At 66.5% G+C, this 14,633-nt stretch carries 13 protein-coding genes and 1 tRNA gene; 8 read left to right on the top strand and 6 right to left on the bottom strand.

The features are described 5' to 3' along the window. Positions 1–94 precede the first annotated feature (94 nt). Positions 95–1,261, bottom strand: coding sequence for a galactokinase (gene galK / locus ABD791_RS00385; protein ID WP_345061184.1), 1,167 nt, complete (start codon positions 1,259–1,261; stop codon positions 95–97). Further along, the gene (gene galT, locus ABD791_RS00390; RefSeq protein ID WP_345061186.1) at positions 1,258–2,457 is read right to left on the bottom strand and encodes a galactose-1-phosphate uridylyltransferase; all 1,200 of its coding nucleotides are present in this window, start codon (positions 2,455–2,457) and stop codon (positions 1,258–1,260) included. The genes galK and galT overlap by 4 nt, the downstream gene beginning before the upstream one ends. An 85-nt stretch (positions 2,458–2,542) precedes the next feature. Here galT and ABD791_RS00395 point away from each other — a divergent pair, with 85 nt between their 5' ends. Genes ABD791_RS00395 through ABD791_RS00405 form a run of 3 tightly spaced genes read left to right on the top strand, consistent with a single transcriptional unit; the run spans position 2,543 to position 5,718 of the window. Further along, the gene (locus ABD791_RS00395) at positions 2,543–3,388 is read left to right on the top strand and encodes a DeoR/GlpR family DNA-binding transcription regulator (protein WP_345061188.1); all 846 of its coding nucleotides are present in this window, start codon (positions 2,543–2,545) and stop codon (positions 3,386–3,388) included. Positions 3,389–3,397: 9 nt separating this feature from the next. Next, positions 3,398–4,438 (top strand): aldose 1-epimerase family protein, encoded by a 1,041-nt coding sequence (locus ABD791_RS00400; RefSeq protein ID WP_345061190.1) that lies wholly within the window; start codon positions 3,398–3,400, stop codon positions 4,436–4,438. Then, positions 4,438–5,718 (top strand): DUF445 domain-containing protein, encoded by a 1,281-nt coding sequence (locus tag ABD791_RS00405; protein ID WP_345061192.1) that lies wholly within the window; start codon positions 4,438–4,440, stop codon positions 5,716–5,718. Before ABD791_RS00400 ends, ABD791_RS00405 begins: the two co-directional genes overlap by 1 nt. Before the next feature lie 246 nt (positions 5,719–5,964). On the opposite strand, the gene ABD791_RS00410 is transcribed toward ABD791_RS00405, so the two are convergent. Continuing rightward, on the bottom strand, positions 5,965–7,680 hold the full coding sequence (locus tag ABD791_RS00410) for a PucR family transcriptional regulator (RefSeq protein WP_345061194.1): 1,716 nt from the start codon (positions 7,678–7,680) through the stop codon (positions 5,965–5,967). Positions 7,681–7,826: 146 nt separating this feature from the next. Here ABD791_RS00410 and ABD791_RS00415 point away from each other — a divergent pair, with 146 nt between their 5' ends. After that, positions 7,827–9,086 carry an alpha-hydroxy acid oxidase gene (locus tag ABD791_RS00415; RefSeq protein WP_345061196.1) on the top strand — a complete coding sequence of 420 codons (1,260 nt, stop codon included), beginning with the start codon at positions 7,827–7,829 and terminating at the stop codon, positions 9,084–9,086. Positions 9,087–9,271: 185 nt separating this feature from the next. Here ABD791_RS00415 and ABD791_RS00420 read toward each other — a convergent pair whose 3' ends face one another. Together ABD791_RS00420 and ABD791_RS00425 are read right to left on the bottom strand one after the other, a co-directional pair. Then, a complete protein-coding gene (locus ABD791_RS00420) occupies positions 9,272–9,679 on the bottom strand; it encodes a hypothetical protein (RefSeq protein WP_345061198.1) in 408 nt (135 codons plus the stop codon). 418 nt (positions 9,680–10,097) lie between these two features. Continuing rightward, positions 10,098–10,170: transfer RNA gene (locus tag ABD791_RS00425), tRNA-Lys, on the bottom strand. Positions 10,171–10,287: 117 nt separating this feature from the next. On the opposite strand from ABD791_RS00425, the gene ABD791_RS00430 reads away from it, so the two are divergent. The 4 genes from ABD791_RS00430 (at position 10,288) to ABD791_RS00445 (ending at position 13,708) form a co-directional block, all read left to right on the top strand. Then, entirely contained in the window at positions 10,288–10,917 is a 630-nt protein-coding gene (locus ABD791_RS00430; protein ID WP_345061200.1) for a DNA-directed RNA polymerase subunit beta, read from the top strand. 318 nt (positions 10,918–11,235) lie between these two features. After that, positions 11,236–11,820 carry an ECF RNA polymerase sigma factor SigK gene (gene sigK / locus ABD791_RS00435; RefSeq protein WP_345061201.1) on the top strand — a complete coding sequence of 195 codons (585 nt, stop codon included), beginning with the start codon at positions 11,236–11,238 and terminating at the stop codon, positions 11,818–11,820. After that, positions 11,817–12,614: an anti-sigma factor gene (locus ABD791_RS00440; protein WP_345061203.1), complete on the top strand. Its 798-nt coding sequence runs from the start codon at positions 11,817–11,819 to the stop codon at positions 12,612–12,614. Before sigK ends, ABD791_RS00440 begins: the two co-directional genes overlap by 4 nt. 206 nt (positions 12,615–12,820) lie before the next feature. Continuing rightward, positions 12,821–13,708, top strand: a complete 888-nt coding sequence (locus ABD791_RS00445; protein WP_345061205.1) for an aminodeoxychorismate lyase — start codon at positions 12,821–12,823, stop codon at positions 13,706–13,708. 69 nt (positions 13,709–13,777) lie between these two features. Here the strand turns inward: ABD791_RS00445 and ABD791_RS00450 are convergent. Then, positions 13,778–14,633: DeoR/GlpR family DNA-binding transcription regulator (locus ABD791_RS00450; RefSeq protein ID WP_345061207.1), on the bottom strand; the 856-nt coding region annotated here is incomplete at its 5' end.

A 14,633-nucleotide genomic window follows, 5' to 3' on the forward strand; every position in this document is an offset into this window, starting at 1 on the left:
GGGGGAAAGCGCCGGTTCATGACGAAGTGCCGGTCGCAGCAATCGCTGCGACCGGCACTTTCGGTTGTGCTGTGTCTGCGTCGGGCCGGCCCGATCAGGCGGCGCGGCCGGCTCCTGCCGCTGCGCGCACCACGAAGAGCTCGGGGGTTCCGAATCCGGCAGCGGCGAACGCGGCGATGACCGCGGCCTTCACCGTGGGAATGAGCTCGGTCGGAGTCAGCGCGATCGCTGCTCCGCCGAACCCTCCGCCGGTCATCCGGGCGCCGATCGCACCGGTGGCCCTGGACGTCTCAACGGCCAGGTCGAGCTCGGCCACCGAGATTTCGAAGTCGTCGCGCATCGAGACGTGCGAGGCATCGAGCAGTGCGCCGATCGCGGTCGGGCCCTGCTCACGCAGGGTGCGCACGGTGTCGAGCACCCGCTGGTTCTCGGTGACGACGTGGCGCACGCGTCGGAACGTCTCGTCGTCAAGCAGCTCGGCCGCCCGGTCGAGGTCGGCTACCGAGACGTCGCGCAGCGAGTCGGCGCCGAGTGCCGCTGCACCCTTCTCGCAGGAGGCTCGACGCGACGCATAGCCGCCGGTGGCGTGCGAGTGGCTGACCCGGGTGTCGATGATGAGCAGCTCGAGGCCGGCCTCGTCGAAGCCGAGCGGGATGACCTCTGAATCGAGACTCCGGCAGTCCAAGAAGACCGCGGAATCCTTCTCGCCGAGCAGCGAGGCGGACTGGTCCATGATGCCGGTGGGGGCGCCGACCGCGCGGTTTTCGGCGAGCTGGCCCACTTTCGCCAGGGTGCGGCGGTCGAACCCGAGACCCCAGACCTCGTTGAGGGCAACGGCGACAGCGCTTTCGATGGCGGCAGACGACGACAGGCCGGCCCCGATCGGCACATCCGAATCGATGTAGATCTCGAAACCGGTCACCGTTTCGAGATCTGCACCGAACTGGCCGAGGGCCCAGGCCACGCCGAGCGGGTAGGCCGACCAGCCGTGCAGGTTCTCGGGAAACAGCTCATCGAGCGAGATCTCGATCGCGTCGTCGGCGAACGAGCTGGCCACGCGGATCAGGCGGTCGGAGCGTTCGGCCAGGGCGACGACGGTGCGTCGATCGATGGCGAACGGAAAGACGAAGCCGTCGTTGTAGTCGGTGTGCTCACCGATCAGGTTGACGCGTCCGGGCGCCGACCAGAGGCCGACCGGTTCGTGCGCGAAGTGGCTTTCGAAGCCGACGCGTGCGGCTTGTTCGAGGGTCTGGGCGTTCATTCTGTGTCCTTCCCGATGGCTGAAGCCACGGCATCCCGAATCGTCGCGGCGGCCTGCTCCGGCGCGACGTCACCGATCCAGGCGCCCATAGCGGCCTCGGACCCGGCAAGAAATTTGAGTTTGTCGGCGGCCCGGCGTGGGCTCGTCACCTGCAGCATGAGACGGATGTCGTCACGGTGCGTCGCAACCGGCGCCTGGTGCCAGGCGGCGATGTAGGGCGTCGGGGTGTCATAGATCTCGTCGATGCCCCGCAGGAGCTGACGGTAGAGCACGGCAAGCTCGTCACGCTCAGCGAGCGACGTCTCGGCGAAGTCGGCCACGTGACGGTGCGGCAGCATGTGCACCTCGATGGGCCAGCGCGCGGCGAACGGCACAAACGCCGTCCAGTGCTCGCCGCTCAGAATAACTCGGTCGCCGGCACGCTCTGACTCCAGGATGTCGGCGAACAGGGTGGGCCCGTAGCGCTCGATCGACTCGATCACCCGCTGGGTGCGGGGCGTCACGTAGGGGTAGGAGTAGATCTGGCCGTGCGGGTGGTGCAGCGTGACGCCGATGGCTTCACCGCGGTTCTCGAACGGGAAAATCTGCTGGATGCCCGGCAGCTGCGAGAGGGCGTGCGTGCGCTCGGCCCACGCCTCGATCACGGTGCGCGCCCGCACCGTGGAGAGACTCGCGAACGATCCTTCGTGCTCTGGGCTGAACGCCACCACTTCGCAGCGACCGACGGAGGTGCGGGTGCGGCCGAGGCCGATGGTCGACAGGTCGTCCAGGTCGGCGGGGGCGTCGGCATCCGTCAAGAGCGGGCCGAACGACGGCGACTTGTTCTCGAACACCGCGACGTCGTAGTTGCTCGGGATCTCCGAGGGGTTGTCTGCGGTCGCAGGGGCCAGCGGGTCGAGGTGCGCCGGGGGCAGGAACACGCGGTTCTGCCTGGCCGCGGCGATCGACACCCATTCGCCGGTCAGGGCGTCCTGACGCATCGATGCCGTGCCAGGCCGGGGCGCCAGCTCGCGCAGATCGGGGGCTCGGTCGGGCGCCAGCGTCGTGTTGGGGTCGTCGAAGTAGATCAGCTCGCGGCCATCGGCCAGGGAGTGATGCTGCCGCGCGATGCGGTCGTCGCGCACGAAGGCGCCGGCAGTGATGCCCGCGCTGGTTTCAGGGGTGTCGCCCACGGTGGTTTCGGTAGTGGTGTCCATAACAGTGACAAGAATAACCGATTTGCGTAAACGAAACACGACCTTGCGTATTGAAAAGAAAACGATGATAAGTGAAGATTGAGTCATGGCAGATGACAGCACGCAGCTCGAGGCGGATGCCCCACTCGAGCGAGAGCTCATTCCGGCGGCTGTGCGGCGCGAGCGCATCGAACGTCTCGTCGACGAACGTGGCTTCGTGCGCGTCAGCGAGTTGCGCACGACCTTCGGCATCTCGGGCGTCACCGTGCGCGCCGACCTGGACGCTCTCGAAGCAGCCGGCACCGTCATGCGGGTGCACGGCGGGGCGATGCCGGCTCAGCGCGGGCGGGGCGCCGGCGCTGGTCGCGAGCAGTCCTTCGAGGAGTCGCTTGAAGCGTCGGTCATTCCCAAGCAGCAGATCGGGGCACTCGCCGCCGCCCTGGTGCAGAGCGGTCAGAGCATCATCCTCGACGTCGGAACCACCACCCTCGCCGTGGCGCGCGCGCTCGCCGTACGCACGGATCTCACCGACGTGGTGATCATCACCAACGGTCTGAGCATCGCCCTGGAACTCGAACCGACGATTCCCCGCTTCACCGTGATCGTCACCGGCGGCTCCCTCCGCCCGCTGCAGCACTCACTCGTCGAGCCGCTGGCGGCAACGATTCTCGGCAGCGTGCACGCCGACCTCGCCTTCATCGGCTGCAACGGCGTCGATGCCACTCACGGGGTGACCAACATCAACCTGCCAGAAGCCGGAGTGAAGACTCTCATGCTCGCCGCGGCCCGGCGTGCGATCGTCGTGGCCGACGGCTCGAAACTGGGCCAGGCGCATCTCGGCACGGTCGGGCCGCTGGCCGCTTTCGACACGCTGGTGACGGATGCCGCTGCTCCCGCCGCCCAGCTCGATCTTCTCCGTGAGGCGGGGTTGACAGTGATCAGGCCGGAATAGGCTGGGCGCATGAGCGCACCCACCGGTTTTCAGCATCGTCTCGCCGTCGAATCAGCGAACGGACGTTTCGTCGGGCGTTCCACTGCGGTGATCACCGAAGTCGCGGCCGGGCTGCGCTCGTATGCCGTGAATGGAATAGACCTGGTCGAGTCGTTTGCCGAGACCGCGACGCCGCCGATGGCGGCCGGGATTGTGCTTGTTCCCTGGCCCAACCGCATCCGTGACGGCCGGTGGACGCAGGGTGGCGTGACCCGCCAACTGGCGATCACCGAGCCGGTGATGCAGAACGCCAGTCACGGACTGCTGCGGTTCATGCCGTATCGGCGCGTGGCCGGCAGCGAGAACTCCGTCACGTTGGCCGCCACGATCTTTCCGCAGTCCGGCTACCCGTTTCACCTCGAGACCACTGTCGAGTACACGCTGACGCCGGGAGGCCTCGTCGTGACACACGGCGTGCACAATGTGGGGGCGGATGCGGCCCCATACGTGGTCGGGGCGCACCCGTACCTGCAGATCGCCGGGGTGCCGACAAGCGAGCTGACGGTTGAGGTGAGTGCGGCGACCCGCATTCTGGTCGACGAGCGTCGGAACCCCATCGGACAAGAGTCCGTCGATGGCACTCCGCAGGACCTGCGCGACGGCAAGGTCGTCGGCGCGCTCGACCTCGACGACGGCTATGCCGACGTCACGATGGCGGCGGGCCGGGTCGAGCATCGATTGACCGCGCCAGACGGTCGTGCGCTCACCCTCTGGGGTGACGAGAATATGCGTTACGTGCAGGTGTTCACACCGCGCAGCTTTCCGACGACGGTTGGGCCGGTTGGGCCGGATGGCGCGGATGGCGCGGATGGCGCGGCGCCGGCACCGGCGACGCATCAGGCCATCGCGATCGAGCCGATGACCGCGCCGGCCAATGCGTTCAACAGCGGGGCGGGGCTGCGCTGGCTGCAGCCGGGCGATCGCTGGAGCGTGAGCTGGGGGATCAGCCACCACGGATTCAGCTCACCCCCAGAACCGACGGCGGCCTCTGGCGCCGAGTCTGGCAACTGATGACGCTCTCGCGGGCGGCGCTGCTCAGCCCGGCCGATGCCGAACGCTTGCAGGCCCTCACTGGCATGAAGCGGCTGGCCACCGGGCTGCTTCTCGTAATGGCAGTGATTTTCGCGGTCGCCTTCGCGCTGCAAGACCGCTACCCCTGGCTCGCCTATGTGCGCGCTGCTGCGGAGGGCGGAATGGTCGGTGCCATCGCCGACTGGTTCGCCGTGACCGCACTTTTTCGTTACCCGCTCGGCCTGCGCATTCCGCACACCAACATCATCGCGAGTCGCAAGAACGAGATCGGGGCGAGTCTCGGCGAGTTCGTCGAGACCAACTTCCTCTCCGAGTCTGTCGTGCGCGGCAAGCTCGAATCGATGGGCATCTCGGCCAGGGTCGGCAGCTGGCTCAGCCAGCCAGCGAACGCGGATCGGCTCACCCAGGAGCTCGCGGTGGCCGGAACCGGCTTGCTCGATCTCCTCTCGGACGATGACATCAGGGATCTGATCGAAACGATCGCGCGCGAGCACCTGATGGAGCCGCAGTGGGGCCCGAGCATCGGTCGGGTCGGCGAGCGGTTGGTCGCATCGGGTCAGCAGCATGCGGCGATCGACCTGCTCCTCGACAAGGCCGAAATCTGGCTGCGCATGCACCCAGAGGCATTCGGGCAGGCAGTGTCCGAACGGCTGCCCGGGTGGGTTCCGGGCTTCCTCGACCGGATGGTCGACGACCGGGCGTTCAAAGAGGTGCTCGGCTTCATCAACGCCGTGCGCATTGACCAGCAGCACCCCCTCCGCATTGCGCTCGACAGCTACCTCGCAGATCTGATGCGCGATCTGCAGCGCGACCCCGCGACAATCTTTCGCGCCGAGGCGCTCAAGGTCGATCTGCTCGACAGCCCGCGGTTGCGAGAATTCGCCAGCGAAACGTGGGAGTCGGTGAAGGCATCGCTCGGCGAGGGTCTGGCCGACCCCGAGAGCGGCCTGCGCAGAGGCATCCGTGCAACGGTTCTGGACGTCGGCGCCCGCCTGGTGCGCGACCCCGCACTGGGGGAGCGCATCGACCGCTGGATTGCCGATTCGGTGAGCTATGCCGTGCAGCAGTACCGGCATGAACTCGCCGGAGTGATCACCGAGACGGTTGAACGCTGGGATGCCGGCGAGACCGCAGACAAGATCGAACTCCAGGTGGGCAAGGATCTGCAGTTCATTCGCATCAACGGCACGGTTGTCGGGGCGCTCGCCGGGCTCGCGATCTTCACGATCGCGCAGGCGATCGCGGCGCTCTGGCCGTAGTCGTCGGTCGGTCCGATCGTGCCCCGGACCGTCGTTGGTCGAGGAGCAGCCGACGCAGGAGGCCGCGTCTCGAGACCCGGCGAGCCGATCTCTTGACTTGGGTTGCGTGTGAACGTCGGCTCACGAGGTCTCGACCAACGACGCGGGTCGCATCCCGGTCGCCGAACTGTGGCACATGACCATTGTGCCCGACACGAAATGGTCATGTGCCACAGTTCGCGAGATGGAATCGACCCCGCCCCGCGCTCAGTTGCCGTGCGCCCAGAGCTGCAGCCACACGAGCAAGCGCGATTCCGGGTCGTCGAGCCTCACGCCGAACAGCGGTTCAAGCCGGGAGAGGCGGTACCGCACCGTGTTCGGGTGCAGCTTGAGCCGAGTTGCCGTCTCGATCGCGTTCGAGCCTGAATCGAGATAGGTGAGCACGGTATCGACGAAGGCGGTGCCCTTCATTGCATCGTGGGCGGCAAGGGATGTCGCCACCTCGCCGGGCAACTGGCCGGCCGCACGCAATGCAGCCACGATCTGGCGCAGCCGAAGGCGCGGGCCGAGCGTGATCGCATCCGCAACAATGTCGTCACTGTCTTGCTGCACCCGGCCGTCTTCGCTGTCGCGCAGCAGCACGGCCAGCACGGCTTCGGCATCGAGGCGGGAGTCCGCGACGGCGGCGATCGGCACCGCCACCCCGATTGCGGCGAGCACCGGGCGATCGAGCAGCCGCCGAGTGTGGTGGGCGATGCGCAGGATCGCCTCCTGCTGAAACGCTTGCGACGATGTCGTCGTTTGCGGCAGCACCACATAGACCAGATTGTCGGCCAGGCCGCACACCGCGGTCGGCAGCCAGACGGCGCAGGCCGCCCGCACGGTGTCGAACAGGCGCAGGCTCGACTGCACGGCATCCGGGGTGGTGCCCGCGGTGTTCCAGGTGCCGATGGCGACGACCCGAATGCTGTCGGCGGCGATGCCCAGCTGCACCGCGGCCAGTTCAGCCCGGCCCGGCTCGAAGAGCAGCGGGCGTACCAGCTCGAGGTGACGGGCACGCACGGAATCCCGGTGGGTGCGCCCGTGCAAGAGGTGCAGGGCGGCGACGTTGGCCGCCTCCAGCAGGATGCGGTCGGTCTCGGCCTTCGAACGCTCCGGCGGGTCGATCAGCCAGAGTGACCCGAGCACCACTTTGCCGGCACGGATGGCGACGGCCGAGCGGGTGAAGGAGTGCGCTTTCGGGGCCACACTCACCACCTCGCGAGACGCGTGAACGCGCCGATAGTCGACATCGTTCTGGTCGGTGTGCGGCACATGCATCTGCAGGATCGAGTTGCGTCGAGTCTCATCGATGGGTTGCCCCGGCAGGGTCGAGTAGGCGAGCAGCGTCTGTTCGACATCGGCGACCGCCACCGCACCGCCGGCCAGGGAGGCGACGTTGTTGGCCAGTTCGAACAGGTCGCCGGGGCGCACATCGACGAGGCTCCGACCCGACTGGCCGTGCGAGGCGATGGCGGCGCTCAAGATTTCGGCGAGCTGGTCCCAAGGCACACTGTCGGCAGCCCGAAACAAAATGATGCCGGCGGCTCTGGCCGCCGCGTGCAACTCCGTCTCCGGTGCGCCGTGAGCCTTGTAGACGAGCGCCCGGTAGCCGGCATCCCGCATCTGCTCGAGCTGGCCGGGCAACTGATCGCCGGAAAGCGCCAGGCCGTTGGCCAAGGCGACCGCCCCCGGAAACTGCGGGGCCCTGGCAAATCTGTCGTAGAGCACGGTGCCGGTCACGGTGCGGGTCAGGTCGGCGGTGGTCTCGACGAGTCCGGCGATCTCCGGGCCGAGAGTCTCGGCCAGTTCGGCGACGGTCGGCAGCTGGTCGGCGTCGGGGACGGATGCGCCGCTCTCGCGTTCGCTCGTACGTTCGCTGGCACGGTCGCCGGCACGTTCGCCGGCACGTTCGCCTCTGTGTGTGCTCGTCTCTGTGCTCACGGCGGCCTCTCCGAGCTACTGGCAGGACTTCACAATTTGAACCCTGCGTCTTCGTGGGGATGTCCATAGAGCGCGGACTCTTGCGATTCTAGGCTTGCGCAGGCACCCGGCCGAACGGGACCCGTCTCGACCCGGAAGGGCATCACATGAAGATCAACGATGTCAGGCAGCTCGTTCAGTTGAAGGTTCCGGTGCTGTCTCGGCAACGCCGCGTGCTTGCCAACGCCTTCAATGTGGCCGAGTACCGGGCCGCCGCCCGTCGGGCACTACCGGCCGGTATCTTCGACTATCTCGACGGCGGAGCCGAAGACGAGGCGACGCTGCACCGCAACCGAGCAGTGTTCGAGCAATGGGGGCTGATGCCGGCCTGGGGCGCGGTGGCAGTGCCCGACCTGCAGACGACGATTCTGGGTCGCCAGAGTGCCTTGCCGATCACTCTCACGCCGACCGGGGCGACCCGGTTGTTCCATCCCGATGGAGAACTCGCCGTGGCCCAGGCGGCGACTGCCGCCCAGATTCCCTACGGTGTTGCCGGGCTCAGCACGGTTTCGATGGAGGACATCGCCGCTCAATCGCCGACTCTCGACCGCTGGTTCAACGTCGGGCTGTCTCCCGACAAGGGCGCGCTGAGCGCGAAGCTCGACCGCTGCGCCGCGGCCGGCTACCGGGCGATCGTCGTCGGCATCGACACGCGCGCACTCGGGGCTCGGGAACGCGACCGCAAGAATGGGTTCACCGCCCCGCCGGCGCTGACCCTGTCATCGCTGATCGGCATTGCGACCCGGCCGAACTGGTGGGTGAATTTTCTGCGGGCTGATGGCATCCGTTTTCCGAACCTCGAACCCGCCGGCGCCGAAGGTGCGCTGGCCACGCCGTCGATGTGGGAGCAGATTCTCGGACACTCCGAATCGACTCAGGGCTGGAACGACCTCGAAGCGTTGCGCGCAATGTGGCCGGGAAAGATCGTGCTCAAGGGCACCGTCAACCCCGCGGATGTCGAGCGGGCGGCGAGTCTCGGTATTGACGCCGTGCAGCTGAGCAACCATGGCGGCCGCCAGCTCGACCGCATGCTCAGCCCGCTCGATGTTCTGCAGGAGTCGAGGCAGCGGGTCGGCAGCAGCACCGAGATCTATGTCGATTCGGGTATTCGCCGGGGGAGCGACATCGCGATCGCGCTCGCGCTCGGTGCCGATGCCTGCTCGATCGGGCGCCCCTACCTCTATGGCCTCGCCGCGGCGGGGGCGGATGGCGTCGCGAGCGTCATCGACATTCTGGCCGAGGAACTGCTGCGCACGATGACGCTCGTCGGCGTGACCTCTGTCGCCGATCTGCAGGCGCGAGGCACCGAGGTCGTGCGGCGCATCGGCGCTGCCTCGGAGGATGCGCGCCGCCCGGTGCTCGGCTAGCCCCGCTCAATCTGCGGCACGCGTTCACAACTTCGGAGATTTTCCACAGGGCGAATCCGGCCCGATTTCGCGCGAAACAAGCAAAATCTCCGATGTTGCGAACAGCCACTTCGTTGGTCGAGCCTGTCAGTGACCTCGCGAGTCAACCTCACCGCGCTCCACCGCGGTTCAGAACGCTGCGGGCCTCAGCCGGCCTCAATTACCGCCGCATGCAGGGCCAGCAGCGGCGCAGTGCGCTCGGCCGGGCCCCGCCCGAAGCCGCATTCCGTCGCAACGCCATACTGCTCGACTCCCGCAGCGGTCAGCGGGGCAGCAGCCGCACGGATGCGACGCTCGGCACCCTCGACGCCGTCTTCGTGGTGCACGAGGCCGAGAAACAGATCGGTCTCCGCGTCGAGGCTAAGCCAGGCAAGCGGAGCAAAATAGGCGTCGTCGTCGCGTTCGATCGGAACCGGCAGGTGCACGAAGTTGATCGGGCGCGACACCGTGGCGCACAGGCCGTTGGCGACGGCGACGAGGTGGGCGGCGTCGGGCGGCTCGACGAAGTGCGATTCGGCGACATCGCCGTAGCAGAGGTGGAACCCGAGCTGCACGTTGTGCGGAACCGCTGAGGCGACACGGGCGGCGAGCTCGACGCATGGTCGAAGCCGGCCACGATGATCGGGTCGATCGGCAAACGGGCCAGGCCTGGCGTGGCGTCGAAGGCTGCGCCCTGAAAAAGAATCCAGTGAAAACGCTCGCCGACTTCACCGTCTGGCATCCGCGTCAGATGCGCGCCGAGGTTCTCGGAGACGATGCGAAACGTGTCATCGGCGGTGGGCTGGTTGATGGAGCCGACGAGGTGGGCGCCGTGCACGCGTGGGGTCAGAGTCACGCGGCAATCCTATTGCGACCGCCGCAGGCGAAACCGAACGGGTTGTCAGCAAACGTCACGGTCGTCCGAGCTGTCGCGGCAGGTGTGCGGAGACCAGAATGGCCCGGTCTCACGAGGAGACCGGGCCAACGAGTGGGTGGGCCCCGTCGGGCTCGAACCGACGACCCACGGATTAAAAGTCCGATGCTCTACCAACTGAGCTAGAGGCCCGCGGTTAATAATCTAGCGTGGATTTGCGCCCAGTTTTTCTCGCTACCGTTGAAGGTGCACTTTAGTGCCTGTCAGTTCGGGCGCGCACAGGTGCCGCGAAACCCAAAGGAGGACGTCATGGCCGAAGATTTCCACAAACCGACACAGTTCTCCGGAAGCAAGTTCGAGTCGTTCAAAGGCGGGGAGGATCCGGCCCAGATCAGCCGCATCGCGCACGAAACCGCGCATGCCATTCTGTCCAGAGTGCGTAGCGACCCCGACCCGGCGACCGTCGAACGGCTCGTCGCCTACACCGACGAGCACGGCATCGACGCGGTCGCCGAACTCTGGTCGCGCGCCACGCCGCGCAGCCTGCCTGGCGCGCTGTGGCGCATCTACTTGATTCGTTTGCTCATTCGACAAGACCCTCAGGGCACGTCGTATCTCTACCAACGCGGCACCGAAGTTGCCGTGACGATCGACCCCGTCGTCGCCGGCGCATCCGCCCCGACCGGCCCGGACGAGATCATCGCGCTCGCCGATGAGATTCTGCGCGGCCTCTTCACTGGCGACTTCGCCGTTGCTCTCGACCGTGCCGCTGCGTTCTGCCGCGTGATCGCGACCGGCTGCACGAGTGTGGCCGACGATCTGGATGCGACGGAGCCGGCCAGATCGGGTGAGCTCACCCGCCGCGCGTTGCGGTTTTCGACCACGGCACAGGAGTTCACCTCGTGTGCCAAGCTCTGGCGGCAGCACTCGCTGGAGTAGCTTCCGCACCCGCCCGACACCATTCGCCACGGGCGAACACCCCTCAGACCTCGATTACAATAGAAACCGGTCGGGCCGCAGTAACCCCGGGCTCCAATATTCGCCGCCTAGAGCGGCCGTCCGCCGAGAGGCGTTCTGCGGCCTGGCCTCATTCTTTATAGCGATCTTCACCGCGATGCGCTCAGGCGCGGCCCGCGGCTCACGCCTCGCGCATCACAGCGACTTTCAGTCACCTCACAGCACCCGCGACCAATCCATCGCGCGCTTCGTGCCGAACCACTCACATGGAACGGGAGCGGAACTGACATGCTTAGTCTCATGACCACCGACTCCTCGCCCGACCTGGACGAGCGCGCTCCTGCCTCCGCGGCAGAATTGCTCGCCCGGGTGTCCCAGGGTGATCAGGTCGCCTTTGGCCAGTTGTACGACCAGATGGCACCACGCGTGCTCGGTCTGGTCAAGCGCCTGCTCATCGACCACGCACAGTCGGAGGAAGTGACGCAAGAGATCTTTTTGGAAATTTGGCAGAGCGCATCCCGCTACGACCCACGCCTCGGTGGCGCCTCGACCTGGATCATGACCATGACCCACCGCCGGGCCGTCGACCGCATTCGCGCGTCGCAGGCCGGGCGTGACCGCGATCTGCGCATTGGCATCCGCGACCGCGCTGTCGAATACGACCAGGTGTCTGAAACTGTTGAAGTTCGAATCGAGAATGAAAGGGTGGGGCGGGCGATGTCCAGATTGTCTGAGCTGCAGCGGCAGGCGGTCAGCCTGGCCTACTACGGCGGCTACAGCCAGACGGAGGTCGCCGAACTGTTGAAGATTCCGCTCGGCACGGTGAAAACACGGCTGCGAGACGGCATGATTCGATTGCGCGACGAAATGGGGGTGGCGTCATGACCAAGCACGATAGCGACAACTTCGGCGAATCCGCCGCCGCCCACGCCCTGAACGCGCTCAGCCCTGAGGAGCGAGCCGCTTTCGAAAAGCAGCTGGGCGATTCGAAACAGGCTCGCCTCGAGGCTCTGGAGTTTTCTGAGACCGCCGCAGAACTGGGCCTCGCCGTCGCCCCGGTGCAGCCATCCGCGTCGCTCAAAGCGAACCTGATGGCTCAGTTGGCGGCGACCCCGCAGCTTGCGCCGCCGCCGCCCGCGACGCCGGCCGCCGGCAACCTCGAGCCCGTTGGTCCTCCGATCGCGGCCGAAACCGCGGCAGAACGCCGGGCCGCCCGCCGCTGGTTCAGCCGTCCCGTGGGCATCCTGATCGCTGCCGCCGCGGCAATCGCGCTATTCTTCGGCGGAACCCTCGTCGGTCAAACCATCAATTCAAACCAGTTCGCCGAGCAGCAGGCGAGCGCGCTTGCCCAGATCAACGCGGCACCGGATGCTCAACGTGCGACCACGACGACGGCTGACGGGCAGCCGGCCACCCTGGTCTGGTCTGGCGAACTCGGCCAGTCGGCCCTCCTAGTCGAAGATCTTCCGGCGCTGCCGAACGATGAGGCCTACCAGCTCTGGTATATCAACGGCGAAGGAGCGGTCTCGGCCGGAACCTTCACCTCGCCCGGCAGCGGAACCGTCTGGCGCGTGCTCGACGGCACCATGCAAGCCGGCGACGCCGTCGGCGTCACTGTCGAGCCGGCGGGCGGTTCGAAGCAGCCCACCACGAAGCCGATCATCGCGATCCAGAGTTAGCTCGCGCAATCTGACGATCGATTCGAGTCCCATCCGGATGATCGTGTTCGCGCCAGTGCACCACGGCTGGATGCCCAGTCCCGGCGCGGTCTATCCCGCTCGGCGCGGGGTAGACACCGCGCCAGCGGGGATACACCGCGCCGAGGCGGCAGAACGCGTGTGTCACTCAATTCAAACTGCGTTCACGCGGCGGCTAGGCTCCTTTCATGACGTTGCCTTTCACTCTGCTGATCGACCCGGTGCCCGCAGATTCCACGCGCACCAACTTTGACGACACCTTCCACGCCATCGACTCGAACGCTCCGGCGTTGCGCGTGGCGGAGCTCAGCACCCAGCGGGGTGATGGCATCTTCGAGACCCTCAGCGTGGTCAACGGGCACCCGCAAGAGGTCGAACCACACATCAGCCGCCTGATCAACTCGGCGCGCATCTGCGATCTGCCGGTGCCGCATCCCGGTCAGTGGCGGGCCGCCATCGCCCTGGCGGTATCGCAGCTCCCTGCCGACGGCGAGCTGGCCCTCAAATTCGTGCTCAGCCGCGGTGTCGAGGCCGGGCCCGCGCCGACCGCCTGGCTGCACGCCACCCGCGCCTCCAACTTCGAAGCGGTGCGTGAGCACGGCGTGAAGGTGGTCACCCTCGACCGTGGCTACCCGCGCGGGGTCGCCGAACGGGCGCCGTGGCTACTGATGGGCGCCAAGACGCTCAGCTATGCCATCAACATGGCGGCGCTGCGTGAGGCGAAGCGTCGTGGCGCAGACGACACCATCTTTCTCACCACCGACGGCTATGTGATGGAGGGCCCGACCTCGAGCGTCATCATCCGTTCAGGCGGTGTCTACGTGACCCCGGCGCCGAGCGGTGCCATCCTGCACGGCACTACCCAGCAGAGCGTCTTCGAATACCTCGAGGCGCAGGGGGAGCGCACCGAATATCGCGACGTCACCCTCGCTGAGCTGCGTGAAGCGGATGCCGCATGGCTGGTCTCGAGTGTGCGTCTGGCGGTGTCGGTGACCGAACTCGACGGCACTCCGATCCCGGTCGATGCCGAGCTGACCCGGGCGATCAACGCGGCATTGTTGGCGCGCACGGCGTAGCCGGCCGCCGCATCCGTTTCGGAGCTGAATCGACTGCACCATTTCCGCTTGGAATGCCTGGTGCGGCCGTTAGTCCACAGCGGGTTGCGTGAGGATCTGAGTTGACGCCATGCTCATTGCATTGATGAGAGGTTGATCGTCAAGTTCGTCGGCGATGAGTCCCGTGAAGTCTTCAATCCCCGCGACGCGAAGTGGGGCAATGTGGGAGTGCTTGGCATGGTCGGCAAGCACGTAGGAGCGCGCCGACTTCCTGAGCACGAGTTGTCGAGTTGCCACCTCGTCAGCGTGATAGTCGGTCAACCCTGCTTGAGCGTCGATTCCGCCTGAACCGAGGAACGCGATATCGGGGTGGACATCCTCAAAAAAGCGGAGAGTTGTCGCATTGGCCAGGGACATATCTCCTCCACGCAGCCGTCCGCCGGAGACCAGGACTTCGATGTTTCGCCGCTCGGCGAGTTCGAAGGCCACAAGCAGTGAGCAGGTGACGACTCTTCCGCGGAATTCGACCGGAAGTTGGCGGGCAACCTCAAGGCAAGTCGTGCCGACGTCAATCATGAGCGTCATGCCCGGCTTCACCAGCGAGACGGCGATGCGGGCCATCTTCGCCTTCGCCTCCCGCGAGAGATCGGCTCTGTCAGAGAAGGGAGGTTCCTCGCCTGAGATCGCCGCTGGGTCGCTGGCGCCACCCCTCACTCGCGAGAGGTGACCGCGCGATTCCAGTGCCGAGAGGTCCCTTCGCACCGTTTCAAGTGAGACGCCCAAATCCTGCGCTATCTCATCGCTGCTGACGTATGTTTTCTGCGCCAATTTGTTCAGGATGAATTGGTGACGTTCTGCAGCGAGCACTGTCGCACCGGTCACGTCCCGTGGAGTGGTGTAAATCTCGGCAGGCCCGCGTTGCTTCGTTAACGTGAAGAGCCATCGT

This window comes from Glaciibacter kafniensis, from assembly GCF_039538945.1.
Lineage (GTDB): Bacteria > Actinomycetota > Actinomycetes > Actinomycetales > Microbacteriaceae > Cryobacterium > Cryobacterium kafniensis.

What these genes read in the sequence shown, in the direction of transcription:
- galK (WP_345061184.1), bottom strand. Translation starts at nt 1,261, where the DNA reads ATGAACGCCCAGACCCTCGAACAAGCCGCACGCGTCGGCTTCGAAAGC.
- galT (WP_345061186.1), bottom strand. Translation starts at nt 2,457, where the DNA reads ATGGACACCACTACCGAAACCACCGTGGGCGACACCCCTGAAACCAGC.
- ABD791_RS00395 (WP_345061188.1), top strand. Translation starts at nt 2,543, where the DNA reads ATGGCAGATGACAGCACGCAGCTCGAGGCGGATGCCCCACTCGAGCGA.
- ABD791_RS00400 (WP_345061190.1), top strand. Translation starts at nt 3,398, where the DNA reads ATGAGCGCACCCACCGGTTTTCAGCATCGTCTCGCCGTCGAATCAGCG.
- ABD791_RS00405 (WP_345061192.1), top strand. Translation starts at nt 4,438, where the DNA reads ATGACGCTCTCGCGGGCGGCGCTGCTCAGCCCGGCCGATGCCGAACGC.
- ABD791_RS00415 (WP_345061196.1), top strand. Translation starts at nt 7,827, where the DNA reads ATGAAGATCAACGATGTCAGGCAGCTCGTTCAGTTGAAGGTTCCGGTG.
- ABD791_RS00430 (WP_345061200.1), top strand. Translation starts at nt 10,288, where the DNA reads ATGGCCGAAGATTTCCACAAACCGACACAGTTCTCCGGAAGCAAGTTC.
- sigK (WP_345061201.1), top strand. Translation starts at nt 11,236, where the DNA reads ATGACCACCGACTCCTCGCCCGACCTGGACGAGCGCGCTCCTGCCTCC.
- ABD791_RS00440 (WP_345061203.1), top strand. Translation starts at nt 11,817, where the DNA reads ATGACCAAGCACGATAGCGACAACTTCGGCGAATCCGCCGCCGCCCAC.
- ABD791_RS00445 (WP_345061205.1), top strand. Translation starts at nt 12,821, where the DNA reads ATGACGTTGCCTTTCACTCTGCTGATCGACCCGGTGCCCGCAGATTCC.